The 15,707-nt window shown below is 44.8% G+C and carries 11 protein-coding genes; 10 read left to right on the top strand and 1 reads right to left on the bottom strand.

Translation table 11 applies throughout. The annotated features are described in order from the left end of the window. Positions 1-67: 67 nt before the first annotated feature. The 9 genes from L1611_RS12270 to L1611_RS12310 are packed head-to-tail and all read left to right on the top strand — an operon-like array spanning position 68 to position 10,238. Positions 68-982 (top strand): aspartate carbamoyltransferase catalytic subunit, encoded by a 915-nt coding sequence (locus L1611_RS12270; RefSeq protein ID WP_236313557.1) that lies wholly within the window; start codon positions 68-70, stop codon positions 980-982. Next, positions 966-2,252, top strand: coding sequence for a dihydroorotase (locus tag L1611_RS12275; RefSeq protein ID WP_236313558.1), 1,287 nt, complete (start codon positions 966-968; stop codon positions 2,250-2,252). The genes L1611_RS12270 and L1611_RS12275 overlap by 17 nt, the downstream gene beginning before the upstream one ends. Beyond that, positions 2,249-3,349 (top strand): carbamoyl phosphate synthase small subunit, encoded by a 1,101-nt coding sequence (locus L1611_RS12280; RefSeq protein ID WP_236313559.1) that lies wholly within the window; start codon positions 2,249-2,251, stop codon positions 3,347-3,349. The genes L1611_RS12275 and L1611_RS12280 overlap by 4 nt, the downstream gene beginning before the upstream one ends. Continuing rightward, entirely contained in the window at positions 3,334-6,543 is a 3,210-nt protein-coding gene (gene carB, locus L1611_RS12285) for a carbamoyl-phosphate synthase large subunit (RefSeq protein WP_236313562.1), read from the top strand. Before L1611_RS12280 ends, carB begins: the two co-directional genes overlap by 16 nt. Beyond that, positions 6,540-7,316: a dihydroorotate dehydrogenase electron transfer subunit gene (locus L1611_RS12290; RefSeq protein ID WP_236313564.1), complete on the top strand. Its 777-nt coding sequence runs from the start codon at positions 6,540-6,542 to the stop codon at positions 7,314-7,316. Before carB ends, L1611_RS12290 begins: the two co-directional genes overlap by 4 nt. After that, complete coding sequence (locus L1611_RS12295; protein ID WP_236313568.1) at positions 7,313-8,245, top strand: dihydroorotate dehydrogenase; 933 nt, start codon at positions 7,313-7,315, stop codon at positions 8,243-8,245. Before L1611_RS12290 ends, L1611_RS12295 begins: the two co-directional genes overlap by 4 nt. Continuing rightward, complete coding sequence (gene pyrF, locus L1611_RS12300) at positions 8,224-8,946, top strand: orotidine-5'-phosphate decarboxylase (protein WP_236313571.1); 723 nt, start codon at positions 8,224-8,226, stop codon at positions 8,944-8,946. Before L1611_RS12295 ends, pyrF begins: the two co-directional genes overlap by 22 nt. Beyond that, entirely contained in the window at positions 8,927-9,562 is a 636-nt protein-coding gene (gene pyrE / locus L1611_RS12305) for an orotate phosphoribosyltransferase (protein WP_236313573.1), read from the top strand. The genes pyrF and pyrE overlap by 20 nt, the downstream gene beginning before the upstream one ends. A gap of 28 nt (positions 9,563-9,590) precedes the next feature. Continuing rightward, positions 9,591-10,238 carry a class I SAM-dependent methyltransferase gene (locus L1611_RS12310; protein WP_236313944.1) on the top strand — a complete coding sequence of 216 codons (648 nt, stop codon included), beginning with the start codon at positions 9,591-9,593 and terminating at the stop codon, positions 10,236-10,238. A gap of 819 nt (positions 10,239-11,057) precedes the next feature. Here the strand turns inward: L1611_RS12310 and L1611_RS12315 are convergent. Continuing rightward, complete coding sequence (locus L1611_RS12315; protein ID WP_236313574.1) at positions 11,058-12,770, bottom strand: Rqc2 family fibronectin-binding protein; 1,713 nt, start codon at positions 12,768-12,770, stop codon at positions 11,058-11,060. Between the two features lie 193 nt (positions 12,771-12,963). Here L1611_RS12315 and L1611_RS12320 point away from each other — a divergent pair, with 193 nt between their 5' ends. Further along, a complete protein-coding gene (locus tag L1611_RS12320) occupies positions 12,964-15,690 on the top strand; it encodes a calcium-translocating P-type ATPase, SERCA-type (RefSeq protein WP_236313576.1) in 2,727 nt (908 codons plus the stop codon). Positions 15,691-15,707 lie beyond the last annotated feature (17 nt).

Raw genomic sequence — 15,707 nt, forward strand, 5'->3', positions numbered from 1 at the left:
AGATTTGTCCTGAGAGACCCAAAAGGGTGGACGGCTAGGAAATACAAGAGTTAGGAGCGTGTCTTGGATGAGCCACTTACTTACAATTGATGCTTTACAGATGAATGATATTGATGAAATTCTGCATAGGGCCCAATACTATGTAGACAAAGAATTCAAAAGGATCAGTCCAAAAGAACCTAAATTTGTAGCGAATATATTTTATGAACCGAGTACGAGGACGAAATTCAGTTTCGAGGTAGCCGAAAAAAGGCTTGGTCTCCACGTTTTGGACGTCGAATCACAATTTTCCAGTGTGCTGAAGGGTGAATCTTTATATGACACAGTACGGACACTTGAAGCAATTGGCGCTGACGCTTTCGTCATCCGGCATCCTAAAGATCACTTCTACGAAGAATTGAAGAATATAACGATTCCGATTTTGAATGCAGGTGATGGATGTGGAAATCATCCAACCCAATCGTTGTTAGACATGCTGACAATTCAACAGGAATTTATCGTGTTACAAGGTTTGACGGTAGCGATCATCGGAGATATAAGACATAGCCGTGTAGCTCGGTCTAATGCCAGCTTGCTTTCGAAAATGGGGGCAAAGGTCATGTTCTCAGGACCTGAACAATGGTATGATGGCGCTTTGCCAAACGGAAAATATGTACCGATGGAACAAGCGGTATCTGAAGCTGATGTGGTAATGATGCTCAGAATCCAGCACGAGCGGCACGACCAGACGATGGATTTGACGAAAGAGGAGTATCATAAGCTCTATGGCTTGACTGTAGAAAGAGAAAAAATGATGAAAAAACAAAGTATCATCCTTCATCCAGCTCCTGTCAACCGAGGAGTCGAAATTGCGGATGAATTGGTTGAGGGTCCGCGTTCACGGATTTTCAAACAGATGACAAATGGAGTTGCAATACGGATGGCAGCCTTAGAATGGGCACTACAAATTGAGGAGGAAGTAAGCTATGGGAATCTTACTTAAGAACGCTCGGGTTTGGAATGAAGAAAGCCGGAAGTTGAAGGATGTATTGATTTTAGATTCGAAGGTTGCAGAAATTGGATCCAATATTGATCGCGAAGATCACGAAGTCATCGATGCCGAGGGGAAACTTCTAGCACCAGGATTCGTAGATCTGCATGTACATCTCCGTGAGCCTGGAGGAGAACATAAGGAAACGATAGAAACCGGGACGAAGGCTGCGGCTAAAGGGGGATTCACCACGATTGCTGCTATGCCGAATACCCGTCCAGTACCAGATAGCCCGACAACGATGATGAACCTGCAGAAACGGATCAAAGAAACAGCTGTCACAAGAGTGCTTCCATACGCTTCTATAACAGTCCGTCAAATCGGTGACGAATTGGTCGATTTCGAAACGTTGAAGCAAGAAGGTGCCTTCGCTTTTACAGATGATGGTGTCGGAATCCAAAACGCTGATAAAATGCTGCAGGCTATGCAACGGGCAGCTGCACTCGATATGGCGATCGTCGCTCATTGTGAGGAAAATTCCCTTATCCATAACGGCTGTGTCCATGAAGGTGAGTATTCAAAAGCGAATGGTCTTAATGGGATCCCTTCTGTCTGTGAAAGTGTCCAGATTGCAAGGGACGTCCTACTGGCTGAAGCAACAGGTGTCCATTATCACGTGTGTCATATCAGTACGAAGGAGTCGGTCAGGGTCGTACGCGATGCGAAAAAAGCTGGCATCAACGTGACTGCAGAAGTAACGCCGCATCATCTGTTGCTCTGTGAGGACGATATCGTGGATCGCTCTCCGGATTTCAAAATGAATCCTCCTCTTCGGAGCAAAGAAGATCGTGAAGCGTTGATTGAAGGCTTGCTTGATGGGACAATCGATTTTATCGCAACCGATCATGCCCCCCATGCTATCGAAGAAAAATCTGTCGGTATCGAACGGGCGCCTTTCGGGATTGTAGGATTGGAAACAGCATTTCCTTTGTTATACACATATCTGGTACAACCAGGAATCTGTAACCTTGACTTCTTGATCAGTAGAATGACAACCGAGCCATCACGATGCTTCGGGTTGCCATACGGGAGGATTGAAGTTGGTGCGCCAGCTGATCTCGTAGTCATCGATCTGGAACATGAGAATCCGATCCAGGTTGAGAATTTTGCATCCAAGGGAAGGAATACCCCTTTCAAAGACCGGATTTGTAATGGATGGCCGATACTGACATTCGTCGCAGGAAAAGTAGCTTATAAGAATGGGAGTGTATTTGCATCATGAAAAGGCAACTAATTTTAGAAGATGGTAGCACGTTTGAAGGGATTGGAATCGGAAGTTTGCGGGAATCGACAGGAGAAGTGGTTTTCACGACTGGGATGACAGGATACCAAGAAACACTTTCTGATCCATCCTACTGTGATCAGATCATTACATTCACTTATCCATTGATCGGAAACTATGGCATCAATCATGAAGACTTCGAATCAATCGATCCTGCGGCAGCAGGTATTATCGTAAGTGAAGCGACTGTAGAGCCGAATCATTGGCAATCGACAAGTACTTTCGATGAGCTGCTGAAAGTGAAGGATATACCCGGGATAACTGGATTAGATACGCGGGCATTAACAAGGAAAATCCGTATTCACGGAACATTGAAAGGGAAAATCGCAGCAATGGAAGCAGATGTAGGAGAAATTGCTGCAGATCTAGCTGCTAAAGCTTTGCCGAGAGATCAAGTGAAGAAAGTTTCGACCCATACCCCTTATACACTACCGGGAAGAGGCAAAAGGGTCGTCCTGGTGGATTTCGGCGCGAAACGAGGCATTCTTAGAGAATTGATCGAACGGGGCTGTAATGTAACTGTCGTACCGTATGACATCAGTGCCGAGGAAATCCTGCGGTTACAACCTGATGGGGTGATGCTCAGCAATGGACCAGGGGATCCGACAGATGTACCAGAAGCCATCAAAATGGTCAAAAACATCCTTGGAAAAGTACCTGTTTTCGGAATTTGTCTCGGACACCAACTTCTAGGGTTGGCATGCGGTGTCAAGACGATCAAGATGAAATTCGGGCATAGAGGTGTGAATCATCCAGTCAAGGATCTTGAGACTGGAAAAGTGATGATCACTTCTCAAAATCATGGCTACACAGTAGACGTCACAGGAATTGATGAAACAGGTTTGGTCGTAACACATATGGCGATCAATGATGATACGATTGAAGGGTACCGTCATAAGCATCATCCAGCGTTCAGCGTCCAGTTCCACCCGGAAGCTTCGCCTGGGCCGACTGACTCAAATGATCTGTTTGAACAATTCATCGCATTGATGAAGACATCTAAGAAAGCGGGGGATCAAGTATGCCAAAACGTTTAGATATTCAAAAGATACTGGTAATCGGTTCAGGACCAATCGTAATCGGTCAAGCTGCAGAATTTGATTATGCAGGGACTCAAGCATGTCAGGCATTAAAGGAAGAAGGATACGAAGTCATTCTTGTAAATTCAAATCCTGCGACAATAATGACCGATACGACGATGGCTGATAAAGTTTATATTGAGCCGCTTACGGTCGACTTTGTGAGTCGGATCATCCGTAAAGAAAAGCCTGACGGCGTCCTGGCCACATTAGGTGGGCAGACTGGTCTGAACCTTGCAGTCGAGCTTCATGATGCAGGTATTTTGGATGAGTATGCTGTCGAACTGCTCGGGACCAATCTGCAGTCGATCCAACAAGCTGAAGACCGTGACCTGTTCAGAACATTGATGAATGAATTGAATGAACCGATCCCAGAAAGTGAAATCATTCGATCTTTACCTGAAGCAAAAGAGTTTGTTGCGAAGATCGGTTTCCCTGTCATTATCAGACCAGCTTACACACTTGGCGGTACTGGCGGAGGGATAGCAAGCAACGAAGCAGAGTTGACCGAATTCGTATCAAGCGGATTGAAATACAGTCCTGTTTCTCAAGTATTATTGGAAAAAAGCATTGCAGGCTTCAAGGAAATCGAATATGAGGTAATGAGGGACGGGAACGACGGCGCAATCGTCGTTTGTAACATGGAAAATATCGATCCAGTTGGCGTCCACACGGGAGACTCGTTCGTCGTCGCTCCGAGCCAGACACTTTCGGACCGTGAATATCAAATGCTGCGGAATGCAAGCTTGAAGATCATCCGTGCACTTGAAATCGAAGGCGGATGTAACGTCCAACTTGCAATAGATCCGAACAGCTCAGATTATTACATCATTGAAGTGAATCCGCGTGTCAGCCGCTCATCTGCCTTAGCATCCAAAGCGACCGGTTATCCAATTGCGAAACTGGCAGCGAAAATCGCAGTCGGCTATACACTTGATGAACTGAAAAACCCTGTGACTGGCCGAACCTATGCATCCTTCGAGCCAGCACTGGATTATGTCGTGACGAAAATCCCGAGATGGCCTTTTGACAAGTTCGAGGCAGCCAACCGGACGCTTGGAACACAAATGAAAGCAACGGGCGAAGTGATGGCGATCGGCAGAAACTTTGAAGAATCTTTATTGAAGGCTGTACGTTCACTTGAAACCGATATCCATCATTTGCAAAGCTCCCTCGATCCGACCATTGATACTGACTGGGAAGCCGTTCTCATGAAGACGGATGACCAAAGGATATATAACGTGACTGAAGCATTGCGTTATGGTGTTACGATCGATTCCATTTATGAATGGACGAAGATCGACCCATTCTTCCTATATAAATTGAAGAACATTACAGAGATCGAGAATGCATTAGCTTCCCAGCCTTATGATATTGACCTCTTGAAGGAGGCCAAGAACAAAGGTTTTTCAGACAAAACCATCGCAAAGCTATGGGGCACGACAGAACGAGCAATCTACAATCTGCGGGAAGAGAATCAGGTAATGCCGATCTATAAGATGGTTGATACATGCGCAGCGGAGTTCGATTCCGCAACCCCATATTATTATGGCACTTACGGCCAGGAAAATGAAGTCGAAGAAAGCAAGAAAAAGAGTGTGCTTGTGTTAGGTTCTGGACCGATCCGTATTGGGCAGGGAATTGAATTCGATTATGCTACAGTACACACCGTCTGGGCAATCCAAGAGGCCGGTTATGAAGCGATCATCATCAACAATAATCCTGAAACGGTTTCGACGGATTTCAGCACGTCAGATAAACTTTACTTTGAACCATTGACTGTAGAAGATGTCATGCATGTAGTCCGGCAAGAAAATCCGATCGGAGTCGTCGTCCAATTCGGGGGACAAACAGCGATCAACCTTGCATCTGAACTGAGTAAAAGAGGCGTCCAGATCCTTGGAACTAGCTTGGAGGATATGGACCGTGCAGAAGACCGTGATAAATTCGAACGGACCTTACAAATGCTCGAGATTCCACAGCCTCCTGGGAAAACCGCGACTTCCGTAGAAGGAGCAGTGCAGGTGGCCAAAGATATCGGTTATCCGGTCCTGGTCAGACCATCCTATGTACTTGGAGGACGCGCGATGGAAATCGTCTATCAAGAGAATGAACTCCTTCAGTATATGGAAAATGCAGTAAGGATCAACCCGCAACATCCAGTTTTGATCGATCGTTACCTATTCGGCAAGGAAATTGAAGTGGATGCGATTTCAGATGGGGATACAGTCTACATCCCAGGCATCATGGAGCATATCGAACGGGCTGGGGTACACTCAGGAGACTCGATTGCTGTCTATCCACCTCAGACGCTTTCAAAGGAAATGAAAGAACAGATCATTGAATGCACGACTAAATTGGCAAGGGGATTGAAGATCGTCGGGCTGTTGAACATCCAGTATGTCATCTGCAAGGATGAGCTTTATGTGCTTGAGGTAAACCCACGCTCAAGCAGAACGGTACCATTCTTGAGCAAAATCACTGGGGTTCCGATGGCGAACCTTGCAACAAAGGCCATCCTCGGGGAAAGTTTGTCGCAATTAGGATATGAAACAGGCTATCACTCTGAACCGAAGGATGTATTCGTCAAAGTCCCAGTGTTCTCATTCGCGAAACTTCGCCGTGTCGACATTACGCTAGGCCCTGAAATGAAATCGACAGGAGAAGTCATGGGGCGCGATCGAACATTGGAAAAGGCGCTCTATAAAGGTTTGATTGCATCTGGCATGAAGATTCCGACATTTGGATCTGTGTTGTTCACGATTGCAGATAAAGATAAAGAAGAAGGATTGTCACTCGTCCAGCGTTTTTACGAGATCGGGTATCAAATCCTTGCTACAGAAGGAACGGCAAACTTCATCAGAGAGCACAATATTCCAGTAACGGTCGTCAATAAGATCCAAGAGGGAAGCCCGAGCTTATTGGATCGTATCCAGCAAGGTGAAGTCCAGTTCGTCGTGAATACGTTGACGAAGGGAAAACAGCCCGCAAGAGACGGATTCAGGATCCGAAGAGAAGCAGTTGAAAATGGGGCAGTGTGCTTGACCTCCTTCGATACTGTTAGTGCAATCTTGAGTGTCGTAGAGTCGATGACATTCTCCGCGAATGAAATGCCATCCTTTGAAAAAAGGAAGGAAGGTGTTCTTGTTTGAGGAAAGAGTTGACCAAAGTCGTTCATCACGAACAAATTGCCGATAAAATTTATGAATTGACGTTTGAAGGTGAAATGGTCACGGACATGGTGGAACCTGGACAATTTTTGCATATCAGGGTCGGCGACCAATACATGCCACTACTCAGGAGACCAATCAGCATATGTGATGTTGACTTTGATCGGAAGCAGTGTACCATCCTTTATCGGGCGGAAGGGGAAGGAACACTTCTCCTTTCGCAAAAAAGAAAAGGAGATCGGTTGGATGTGCTCGGGCCTTTAGGTAATGGCTTTCCGTTAGATACAATAGCCGAGGGTGAAACTGCGGTACTTATCGGCGGAGGTATAGGAGTGCCGCCCCTCTATTATTTATCCAAGAAATTGGTGGAGCGTAACGTGCGGGTAGTTCATGTTCTTGGTTTCGCATCAAAGAAGGATGCCTTTTATGCAGATGCCTTCGAACAACTCGGAACGACAGCGGTCACGACGATTGATGGAACTCTCGGATACCAGGGGTTCGTAACTGATTATATGAAACAAGAAGCACCAGCCTACGATGTGCTTTATTCATGTGGTCCGACTCCGATGTTGAAAGCGATCGAAGAGCAGTTGAACCCCGACCGTGCATATTTCTCACTTGAAGAGCGGATGGGGTGCGGAATCGGGGCTTGCTTCGCCTGTGTCTGCAGTGTGAAGGATGATCCAACTGGACACCGATATCGTAAAATATGTTCGGATGGACCGGTATTTCCTCAAGGAGTGATCCAACTATGAGTCGATTTGATATCCAATTGCCAGGATTGAATATGAAGAATCCGATCATGCCTGCCTCAGGCTGCTTCGGATTTGGCCGTGAGTTTTCCAAGCTTTATGACTTGAGCGGATTGGGAGCGATCGCAATTAAAGCGACAACGGATGAACCTCGTTTTGGCAATCCGACTCCACGCGTAGCCGAAACCCCAGGAGGTATGCTTAATGCAATCGGTCTGCAAAACCCTGGACTTGAAAAAGTGGTTGCCGAAGAACTTCCTTTCTTAGCAGATTATGATGTCCCGATCCTTGTAAATATTGCAGGGACCACGACTGAAGATTATGTTGCTGTAGCCCGGACCGTTTCTAAAGCACCGAATGTGACTGCACTTGAGTTGAACATTTCATGCCCTAACGTAAAGGAAGGCGGGATTACATTCGGGACGGACCCCAGTGTGGCTGCGGAGCTGACCAGAGCAGTGAAGGAAGTGTCAGAAGTACCGGTATATGTGAAGCTTTCTCCTAACGTAGCGGATATAACAGAAATCGCCCAAGCTGTTGAGGCTGCTGGTGCTGACGGGTTAGCGATGATCAACACATTGTTGGGGATGCGGATCGATTTGAAATCAGAGAAACCTGTCATCGCAAACCGTACAGGTGGATTATCTGGTCCCGCCATCAAGCCTGTTGCAATCCGGATGATTTATGAAGTCAGCCAACGTGTTTCGATACCGATCATCGGTATGGGAGGCATCACGTCTGCAGATGATGTGCTTGAATACTTTTTGGCTGGTGCAAGTGCAGTTGCTATCGGGACAGCCAACTTCGTGAACCCGTTCGTTTGCCCTGAAATCATCACTGAACTTGAAGAGAGGTTGACTGAAAAGAAGATCGGCCATATCAGTGAGTTGGTCGGAAGGAGCTGGAAATCATGCTACAGCCCATCATCATAGCACTAGACTTCGAGTCTAAGGAAAATGTCCAGGCATTCCTTACCCCATTTGAAGGGGAGCAACTTTTCCTCAAAGTAGGAATGGAGCTGTTTTATCAGGAAGGTCCTGAGCTGATCCGGATTCTGAAAGAACAAGGACATGCCATTTTCTTGGATTTGAAGCTCCATGATATTCCGAATACGGTCCATAAAGCGATGGCAGGATTGGCTAAGCTTGATGTCGATCTGGTCAACGTCCATGCAATGGGCGGTATAGAGATGATGGAAAGGGCTGTGCAGGGATTAGAGGAAGGAAGCCGAAGTCACCGCCCTAAATGTATTGCAGTCACTCAATTGACCAGCAGTTCGAAAAAGATGATGAATGAAGAAATATTGATTCCAGGTTCAATCGAACATTCGGTTTCGAATCTTGCTGAAAATGCTCAATCTGCCGGTCTTGACGGTGTAGTCTGTTCACCATTGGAGGTACCTCTTATCAAGGAGGACTGTGGCTCTGATTTTTTGAGTGTAACACCAGGAATACGTTTATTGTCCGATGAAAAAAATGATCAGACGCGAGTGACGACTCCGGGCAAGGCGAAAGAGTTAGGCAGTGATCATATCGTTGTCGGACGGACGATCACCAGGTCAAATAATCCGGTCAGGACTTATCGTAATATCCAAAACGAATGGGGGATTACCTATGAAACGACAGGTCGCTAAATATTTACTTGATATAGAAGCTGTAACATTAAGACCAGATAATCCGTACACCTGGTCTTCCGGTTTGAAAGCACCGATCTATTGTGATAACCGCCTAATCATTTCCCATCCGGAAATCCGATCGAAGATTGCTGATTCTTTTGTAGCGTTGATCGAAAAACATTTTCCGAATGTGGAAGCTATTGCCGGGACTGCTACAGCTGGAATTCCCCATGCTGCATTAGTCGCTGATCGGATGAATTTGCCGATGGTATATGTCCGCTCGAAAGCGAAAGCCCATGGAAAAGGAAAACAAATAGAAGGTAGGCTTTCTGCAGAAACCAAAGTCGTAGTCATTGAAGATCTGATTTCAACAGGCGGCAGTGTACTGAATGCAGTGGAGGCTCTCAAGGATGGAGGGGCTACTATTCTCGGCTGTGCAGCCATCTTCACCTATGAATTACAAAAGGGAAAAGAAGCATTCACTGAAATATCATTGAACGTGCATACCCTTTCTGATTTTAATACATTAGTAGATGTAGCTGCAGAAGAGGGAAAAATATCAAACGACTCGATCAGTGAGTTGAATGACTGGTGTAAAGATCCTGAATCCTGGTCGAATGTGGCTTTTAAATAATCGTCTGGGGTGAGGTCTCGTGAGAAAGATGGAGGGTGAGGAATTTGATCAGCTTGTCTCTTTCTTCGATGGAATGGCAAAAACAAGCTGGTTAAGTTCAATCCATGAAAAATTGAAAATACAGTCAGGGAACTGGAAAGGTGCCCGAATATTGGATGTAGGATGTGGAACCGGACGCCTTTTATTACGTGGAGTTGATGAAGCGGAACATGTGACAGGGATCGATTTATCTTCTGAAATGATAAAGGCCAGTCAGCAAAACTTTTTCCTGCATGACCGTGATGACAAATCGACGTTTTTGGTAGCGGATGCCTGTGCACTGCCTTTTGAAGATGATCGATTTCAAGTCTCTCTTTCTACATGCGTCATGTTCCTTCTACCAGAACCTGATAAAGGACTTAAAGAGCTGATCAGAGTAACGAGTCCTGAGGGCGCTGTTACGATGTTGAACCCTAGCAAAAAAATGAATCAGATGAACGCTTTCGAATATGGTAAAAAAAACGGCCTCACTGGATTTGAACAGACAACATTATTGAAGTGGTCCAACGTTTCGACTCGCAGACATAGGTATAGTACCGAAGAAATGACAGATTTGCTAAAGGATTTGGGGGCCAAACAAGTAGTTCATCAAGAAGTTTTGGATGGACTTGCCATGATCACAACCGCAAAAATTTAAATTTACAATTGTTTGAATTGAAGCGGTGACACCCTTATACGGACATTTTGATCCGGATTTTTGGCACCCGAGCTGTCTTATGAACAGAATAAAAAAAAGAGGGCGGCCTTGTACATGCTGCCCATTACCGTTTACTATTCGTCCAGAATGATGGCAATCGTGGATTGAGACTAGAAGAGCCAGTTAACAAGAAAACTGATTACAACGATAGCTCCAATGATCATTAGGATTGTACGTATCATAAATGACTCCCTTTCTGGTTTCGAATTTCACTAAAACTTTTACAGTTCATTAGCTTAATTGTATAATTCACTACTCTTGATAAAATTAAACCTTTTGCATAAAGCTTTTAGAAACTCAGATATTTGTGGCTTACCTCCTTGCTCGTTTCTCTTCTGAGCTTACGGCTTACGAATTTCCCCTTGAAAAAATCCAACCTAAATATCCCAAAAGCCTTATGAAAAACCACGGAGAAAATGAAAACTCTCCATGGTTTTGAGTCTTTTTTGAAAACAAGCGAACCCATTTAAGTCTTTTTGACTAATAGCAATCTATCTTAGTTGTTCTGGAATTTTAGAGGACATCTATTCCTTCATTTGTGACAAAATGATAAGATTTGGAAAAGTAGAGGATACCAAAACCGTTATTCAGGTTAAAGGCAGCTTTTTCTTAATAAATCTACCCTAAGGGTCCGAGGTGTCCTCTATTTCTGTAGTATATGGGGTTTTTAAAATAAATAAGGTTTCCTGTATCCGAAATACAGTCTTGGGACAGCATTAAAAAAAACAGAGTGATCTTCCAGTGCTTTCAAAATGGAAATCAAGTACGGCCTTGTTGCAAATCATAGACTAAGTCTTCATCCGGCGTGACGTAAAGTGTTTTTTGGTTGTCGTAGGTGACAAAGCCTGGTTTCGAGCCGCTCGGTTTTTTTACATGTTTGATATAAGTGTAATCAACTGGGACAGAACCAGAGTGTTTAGCTTTACTGAAATAGGCAGCAATATTTGCCGCTTCCATCAGAGTCGTTTCATCCGGATTGTTGCTCCGTATGACGACATGGGAACCTGGAATATCTTTTGTATGGAGCCAGATATCGTTTGGGCTTGCAAATTTGTTGGTCAAGTAATCATTCTGTTTGTTGTTCTTACCGACCCAAATGTCGAGGTCTGATGAAGAACGGTAATGCTCGATCGCTGGCTTTTTGTTTTTCTTCTGTTTCTGCCTCGTCTTTTTCTTTAAATAATGGCCTTCTTCCAATTCTTCACGAATTTCCTCCACATCGCTTGCAGAAGCCGATTCCAGTTGTTGTAACAAGGACTCCAAATATTTGATTTCATCATTTGTCTCTGCAATTTGTTCGTGTATATATTGGATGGAATTTTTCAGCTTGTTATATCGCCTGAAGTAATGCTGGGCATTTTCCGATGGCGACTTTTGATTGTCTAACGGAACCTTGACTGTCCCACCATCTTCATCATAATAATTCGGCAATTCTGCTTCCTTCATCCCCCTGCTGAGTTGATAGATATTCGCCGTGATCAGTTCTCCATATAACTTGAATGTTTCGGCTTTTTCAGAATTGGATAACGTTTCTTTCAGCTTCGGTAGTTTCTGTTGATTTTTCTTCAATTCATTTCGTAAGAACTTTTCTAGATCAGTAGCTTGTTGTTTAACACGGTCTCTTTCTGCTTTTCCGAAAAAGTAACGATCCAACAAGCTGCTGACCGTTTCAAACCGAGTCTCTTCACCTTTAAGCTGGGTCAATTCGATGACAGAGAAATATTCCTTCTTGTCTGTGACAGTCATGACCGGGTGATAGGTATGGTTTTTCACATCATTCATAACAGCGACGAAGGAAGAAGCCAAAGAGCTGCGATCCCCTAATTTCGCTCTTGAAATGATTTCGTTTGCTGCAAGCGGTGAAATTCCTTCAAATTTCTGTACGATCTGTCCTTCAAGCTTACCCGCGTTGAAATCGAGTTTACGTATGAGGGTATTCTCGTCTGCCTCTAATGGATTTGTTTTATGTTGTGCTGGCGGGAATACATATGGACTGCCTGGCAACAAGGTACGATGTCTATTTTGTGCTGGTGGGATATGCTTCACACAGTCCAATATGATGTTGGAATCCGTATCCACTAATGAAATATTGCTATGTCTCCCCATGATTTCCACGATCAGCAGTTTATGTGTAATATCCCCGATTTCATTTCTTGATGCAATATGGAAGGTGATGATTCTCTCAAGGCCAGTTTGTTCGATACGGTCTATGACACCGCCCTCCAGATGCTTACGGAGCAGCATGCAGAACATCGGAGGTACTTTCGGGTTTTCATATGGCTGTTCAGTCAAATGAATTCTTGGAAAACTGGCATTTGCTGAAATAAGTACGCGTTTTGATTTCCCTTTTGAACGTATGACAAAGATCAACTCTGTCGGGAACGGTTGATAGATTTTGGTGATTTTTCCTTGTGATAGCTGTTCGGTAAGTTCATGTGTAATAGCTCTGGTCATGATTCCGTCAAATGACATATTCTTCACCCCAATTTATTAAAAAAGAAAATCATTCTCTTGGAAGATCGTTTCGAACGGGATAGAACCCCCTGTATGAGAACTATTCTTTTATCTCTAGAAGGACTTTCAAATTCCCGTTCCATTATAGCATTTTTTAGGACAATCCTGAATATAGATGGCTTGTATAAGAAGGTTTAAACGGGGTGGAAGAATGAAATGGTATACGTTCTCAACTTCAGAAATTGAAAAAAAGCTTAAGACGAGCATTACAACAGGCTTGACCGAAAAAGAAGCTAAGAAACGGTTTGCGAAAGACGGCCCCAATGAACTGCAACAAGAAGAAAGAATGTCTGCCATCATCGTATTTTTAGCACAATTCAAGGATTTCATGGTGCTAGTATTGTTGATAGCGACCTTGATCTCTGGAATTCTTGGTGAGTATATGGACGCGATTGCCATCATGTTGATTGTGTTCGTAAATGGGATCTTAGGCTTTCTGCAAGAACGAAAAGCAGAACGTTCACTGCAAGCGTTGAAACAGCTTTCAAGCCCGAAAATCCAGGTTTTACGGAATAAGGAATGGATCACCATACCTTCTCGAGAAGCTGTAATCGGTGATATCATCCGATTTTCTGCTGGAGACAGAATCGGGGCTGATGTCAGGCTGATTGATACGAAATCTCTATCAGTGGAAGAGTCGGCACTGACTGGTGAATCAGTACCATCCCAAAAAAACGGTGCAACAAGTTTACAAGGTGACCATGAACCAGGGGATCAGGAGAACATGTGCTTTATGGGTACACTCGTTTCCAATGGGAAAGGTACAGGAATTGTCATCGGTACTGGCATGAATACGGAAATGGGAAAGATCGCCCACCTTCTGAAAAGTGAAGAAGGATTGCAGACTCCACTGCAAAGGCGACTTGAACAGCTTGGGAAAGTTCTCATTCTAGTCGCCTTGCTGCTGACCGCCCTTGTTGTCGCTATCGGAGTCATCCAGGGGCATGATTTGTATACGATGTTCCTTGCTGGTGTCTCATTAGCTGTTGCTGCGATTCCTGAAGGGCTCCCGGCTATCGTGACGATTGCGCTTGCATTAGGTGTCCAAAAAATGATCCGTCGGCGTGCGATCGTACGGAAGCTCCCTTCAGTAGAAACGCTAGGTTGTGCCACAGTCATCTGTTCTGATAAAACCGGAACACTCACTCAAAATAAAATGACAGTGACAGATGTTTGGAGCAGCGGGAAGTCCTGGCAGATCACTGGGACCGGTTTTGAGTTGACAGGAGATTTTTTCAATGGGAACCAACCGATCGAGGTTGATAAGGCTCCAGCATTAAAACAACTTCTGACCTTCGGAGTTCTTTGTAACAATGCATCGATAAAGTTTGGCGACAAAAAAGGGCGTAACGAATATCAGATCAACGGAGATCCTACCGAAATTGCTTTACTGATTGCTGGGGAAAAGGCTGGATTGAGTAAAGGGGCTTTACAAGGATCTTATCAGATCAGGGATGAGTTCCCGTTTGACTCTGAGAGGAAGATGATGAGCGTCCTCGTACGAACGTCAGATAATCAGGAATATGTCGTGACGAAAGGAGCTCCGGATGTCGTTTTATCCAGATGTGATAACATCTTATGGAATAACCGCCAGTCGTACTTGGATGATTCGAGGAAAAATGGCGTCCATCAAGCTGTTGAAAGAATGGGGAGCAGAGCACTTCGGACGATCGCTGTAGCCTATCGCCCTTTGAAAAAAGGAGAGAGGATCACTTCAACATTCGAAGCTGAATCCAACCTGACTTTTATCGGTCTGCAAGGGATGATCGACCCGCCAAGACCAGAAGCGACCGAATCAATCCGCGAATGTCAGCAGGCCGGCATCAAGACTGTCATGATTACAGGGGATCATATCGTTACCGCCGAAGCAATTGCCCGTCAGCTCAATATGATCCCGGATAACGGAAAAGTGCTGGAAGGTAAGACATTAGCATCTATGTCTGTTGAAGAGCTGGAGGATGTAGTGGATGATGTCTATGTTTTTGCAAGAGTCTCTCCGGAACATAAATTGAAAATCGTCAAGGCACTGCAAAATAAAGGACATGTCGTGGCGATGACGGGGGACGGTGTGAATGATGCACCTGCAATCAAGGCGGCGAATATAGGGATCTCTATGGGAGAATCAGGAACGGACGTCGCCAGAGAATCTTCCTCTCTCATCCTTTCTGATGATAATTTTGCAACGATAAGGGCAGCAATTGAAGAAGGTCGGAATATTTATGAGAATATCAGGAAGTTCATAAGGTATTTACTTGCATCTAACGTTGGAGAAATTTTGGTCATGTTATTCGCGATGCTGCTTGCTCTACCCCTCCCTCTCGTCCCGATTCAAATTCTCTGGGTGAACCTTGTGACAGATGGGTTACCCGCAATGGCACTGGGGGTTGACAGTGCAGAAGAAAATGTCATGAAGCGGGCGCCAAGGTCAACGAAGGAAGGCATTTTCTCACGAGGGCTTGGGTGGAAAATCATCAGCCGTGGGTTCCTGATCGGGCTTGTGACGATCAGCGCCTTCTGTATCGCCTATGCTGAAAGCCCTGAGAATCTGGTAAGAGCTCAGACGATTGCATTTTCAACGCTTGTAATGGCGCAATTGATCCATGTCTTCGATTGCAGAAGTGAAAGGTCAGTATTTCACCGTAATCCGTTCGGCAACATTTATCTCGTGTGGGCGGTCATATCGTCTGTGGCGTTGCTGGCCATCGTCGTCTATTATGAACCGTTGCAACCCATCTTCCATACTACGAGTCTAAACGTTAGGGAATGTTTATTAGTGCTTGGAATGGCAGCACTGCCGACCTTTGCACTCGCCGGCTCACATCTATTCAAAAACAATAAATATAAAGGACAGGCGATCAAGCATTCGTCATTCAAATAGAAAATGAGAAGGTGCGG

The organism is Pseudalkalibacillus salsuginis (assembly GCF_021646685.1).
GTDB lineage: Bacteria > Bacillota > Bacilli > Bacillales > Fictibacillaceae > Pseudalkalibacillus > Pseudalkalibacillus salsuginis.

What these genes read in the sequence shown, in the direction of transcription:
- L1611_RS12280 (WP_236313559.1), top strand. Translation starts at nt 2,249, where the DNA reads ATGAAAAGGCAACTAATTTTAGAAGATGGTAGCACGTTTGAAGGGATT.
- pyrF (WP_236313571.1), top strand. Translation starts at nt 8,224, where the DNA reads ATGCTACAGCCCATCATCATAGCACTAGACTTCGAGTCTAAGGAAAAT.
- L1611_RS12320 (WP_236313576.1), top strand. Translation starts at nt 12,964, where the DNA reads ATGAAATGGTATACGTTCTCAACTTCAGAAATTGAAAAAAAGCTTAAG.
- carB (WP_236313562.1), top strand. Translation starts at nt 3,334, where the DNA reads ATGCCAAAACGTTTAGATATTCAAAAGATACTGGTAATCGGTTCAGGA.
- L1611_RS12310 (WP_236313944.1), top strand. Translation starts at nt 9,591, where the DNA reads ATGGAGGGTGAGGAATTTGATCAGCTTGTCTCTTTCTTCGATGGAATG.
- L1611_RS12315 (WP_236313574.1), bottom strand. Translation starts at nt 12,770, where the DNA reads ATGTCATTTGACGGAATCATGACCAGAGCTATTACACATGAACTTACC.
- L1611_RS12275 (WP_236313558.1), top strand. Translation starts at nt 966, where the DNA reads ATGGGAATCTTACTTAAGAACGCTCGGGTTTGGAATGAAGAAAGCCGG.
- L1611_RS12295 (WP_236313568.1), top strand. Translation starts at nt 7,313, where the DNA reads ATGAGTCGATTTGATATCCAATTGCCAGGATTGAATATGAAGAATCCG.
- L1611_RS12270 (WP_236313557.1), top strand. Translation starts at nt 68, where the DNA reads ATGAGCCACTTACTTACAATTGATGCTTTACAGATGAATGATATTGAT.
- pyrE (WP_236313573.1), top strand. Translation starts at nt 8,927, where the DNA reads ATGAAACGACAGGTCGCTAAATATTTACTTGATATAGAAGCTGTAACA.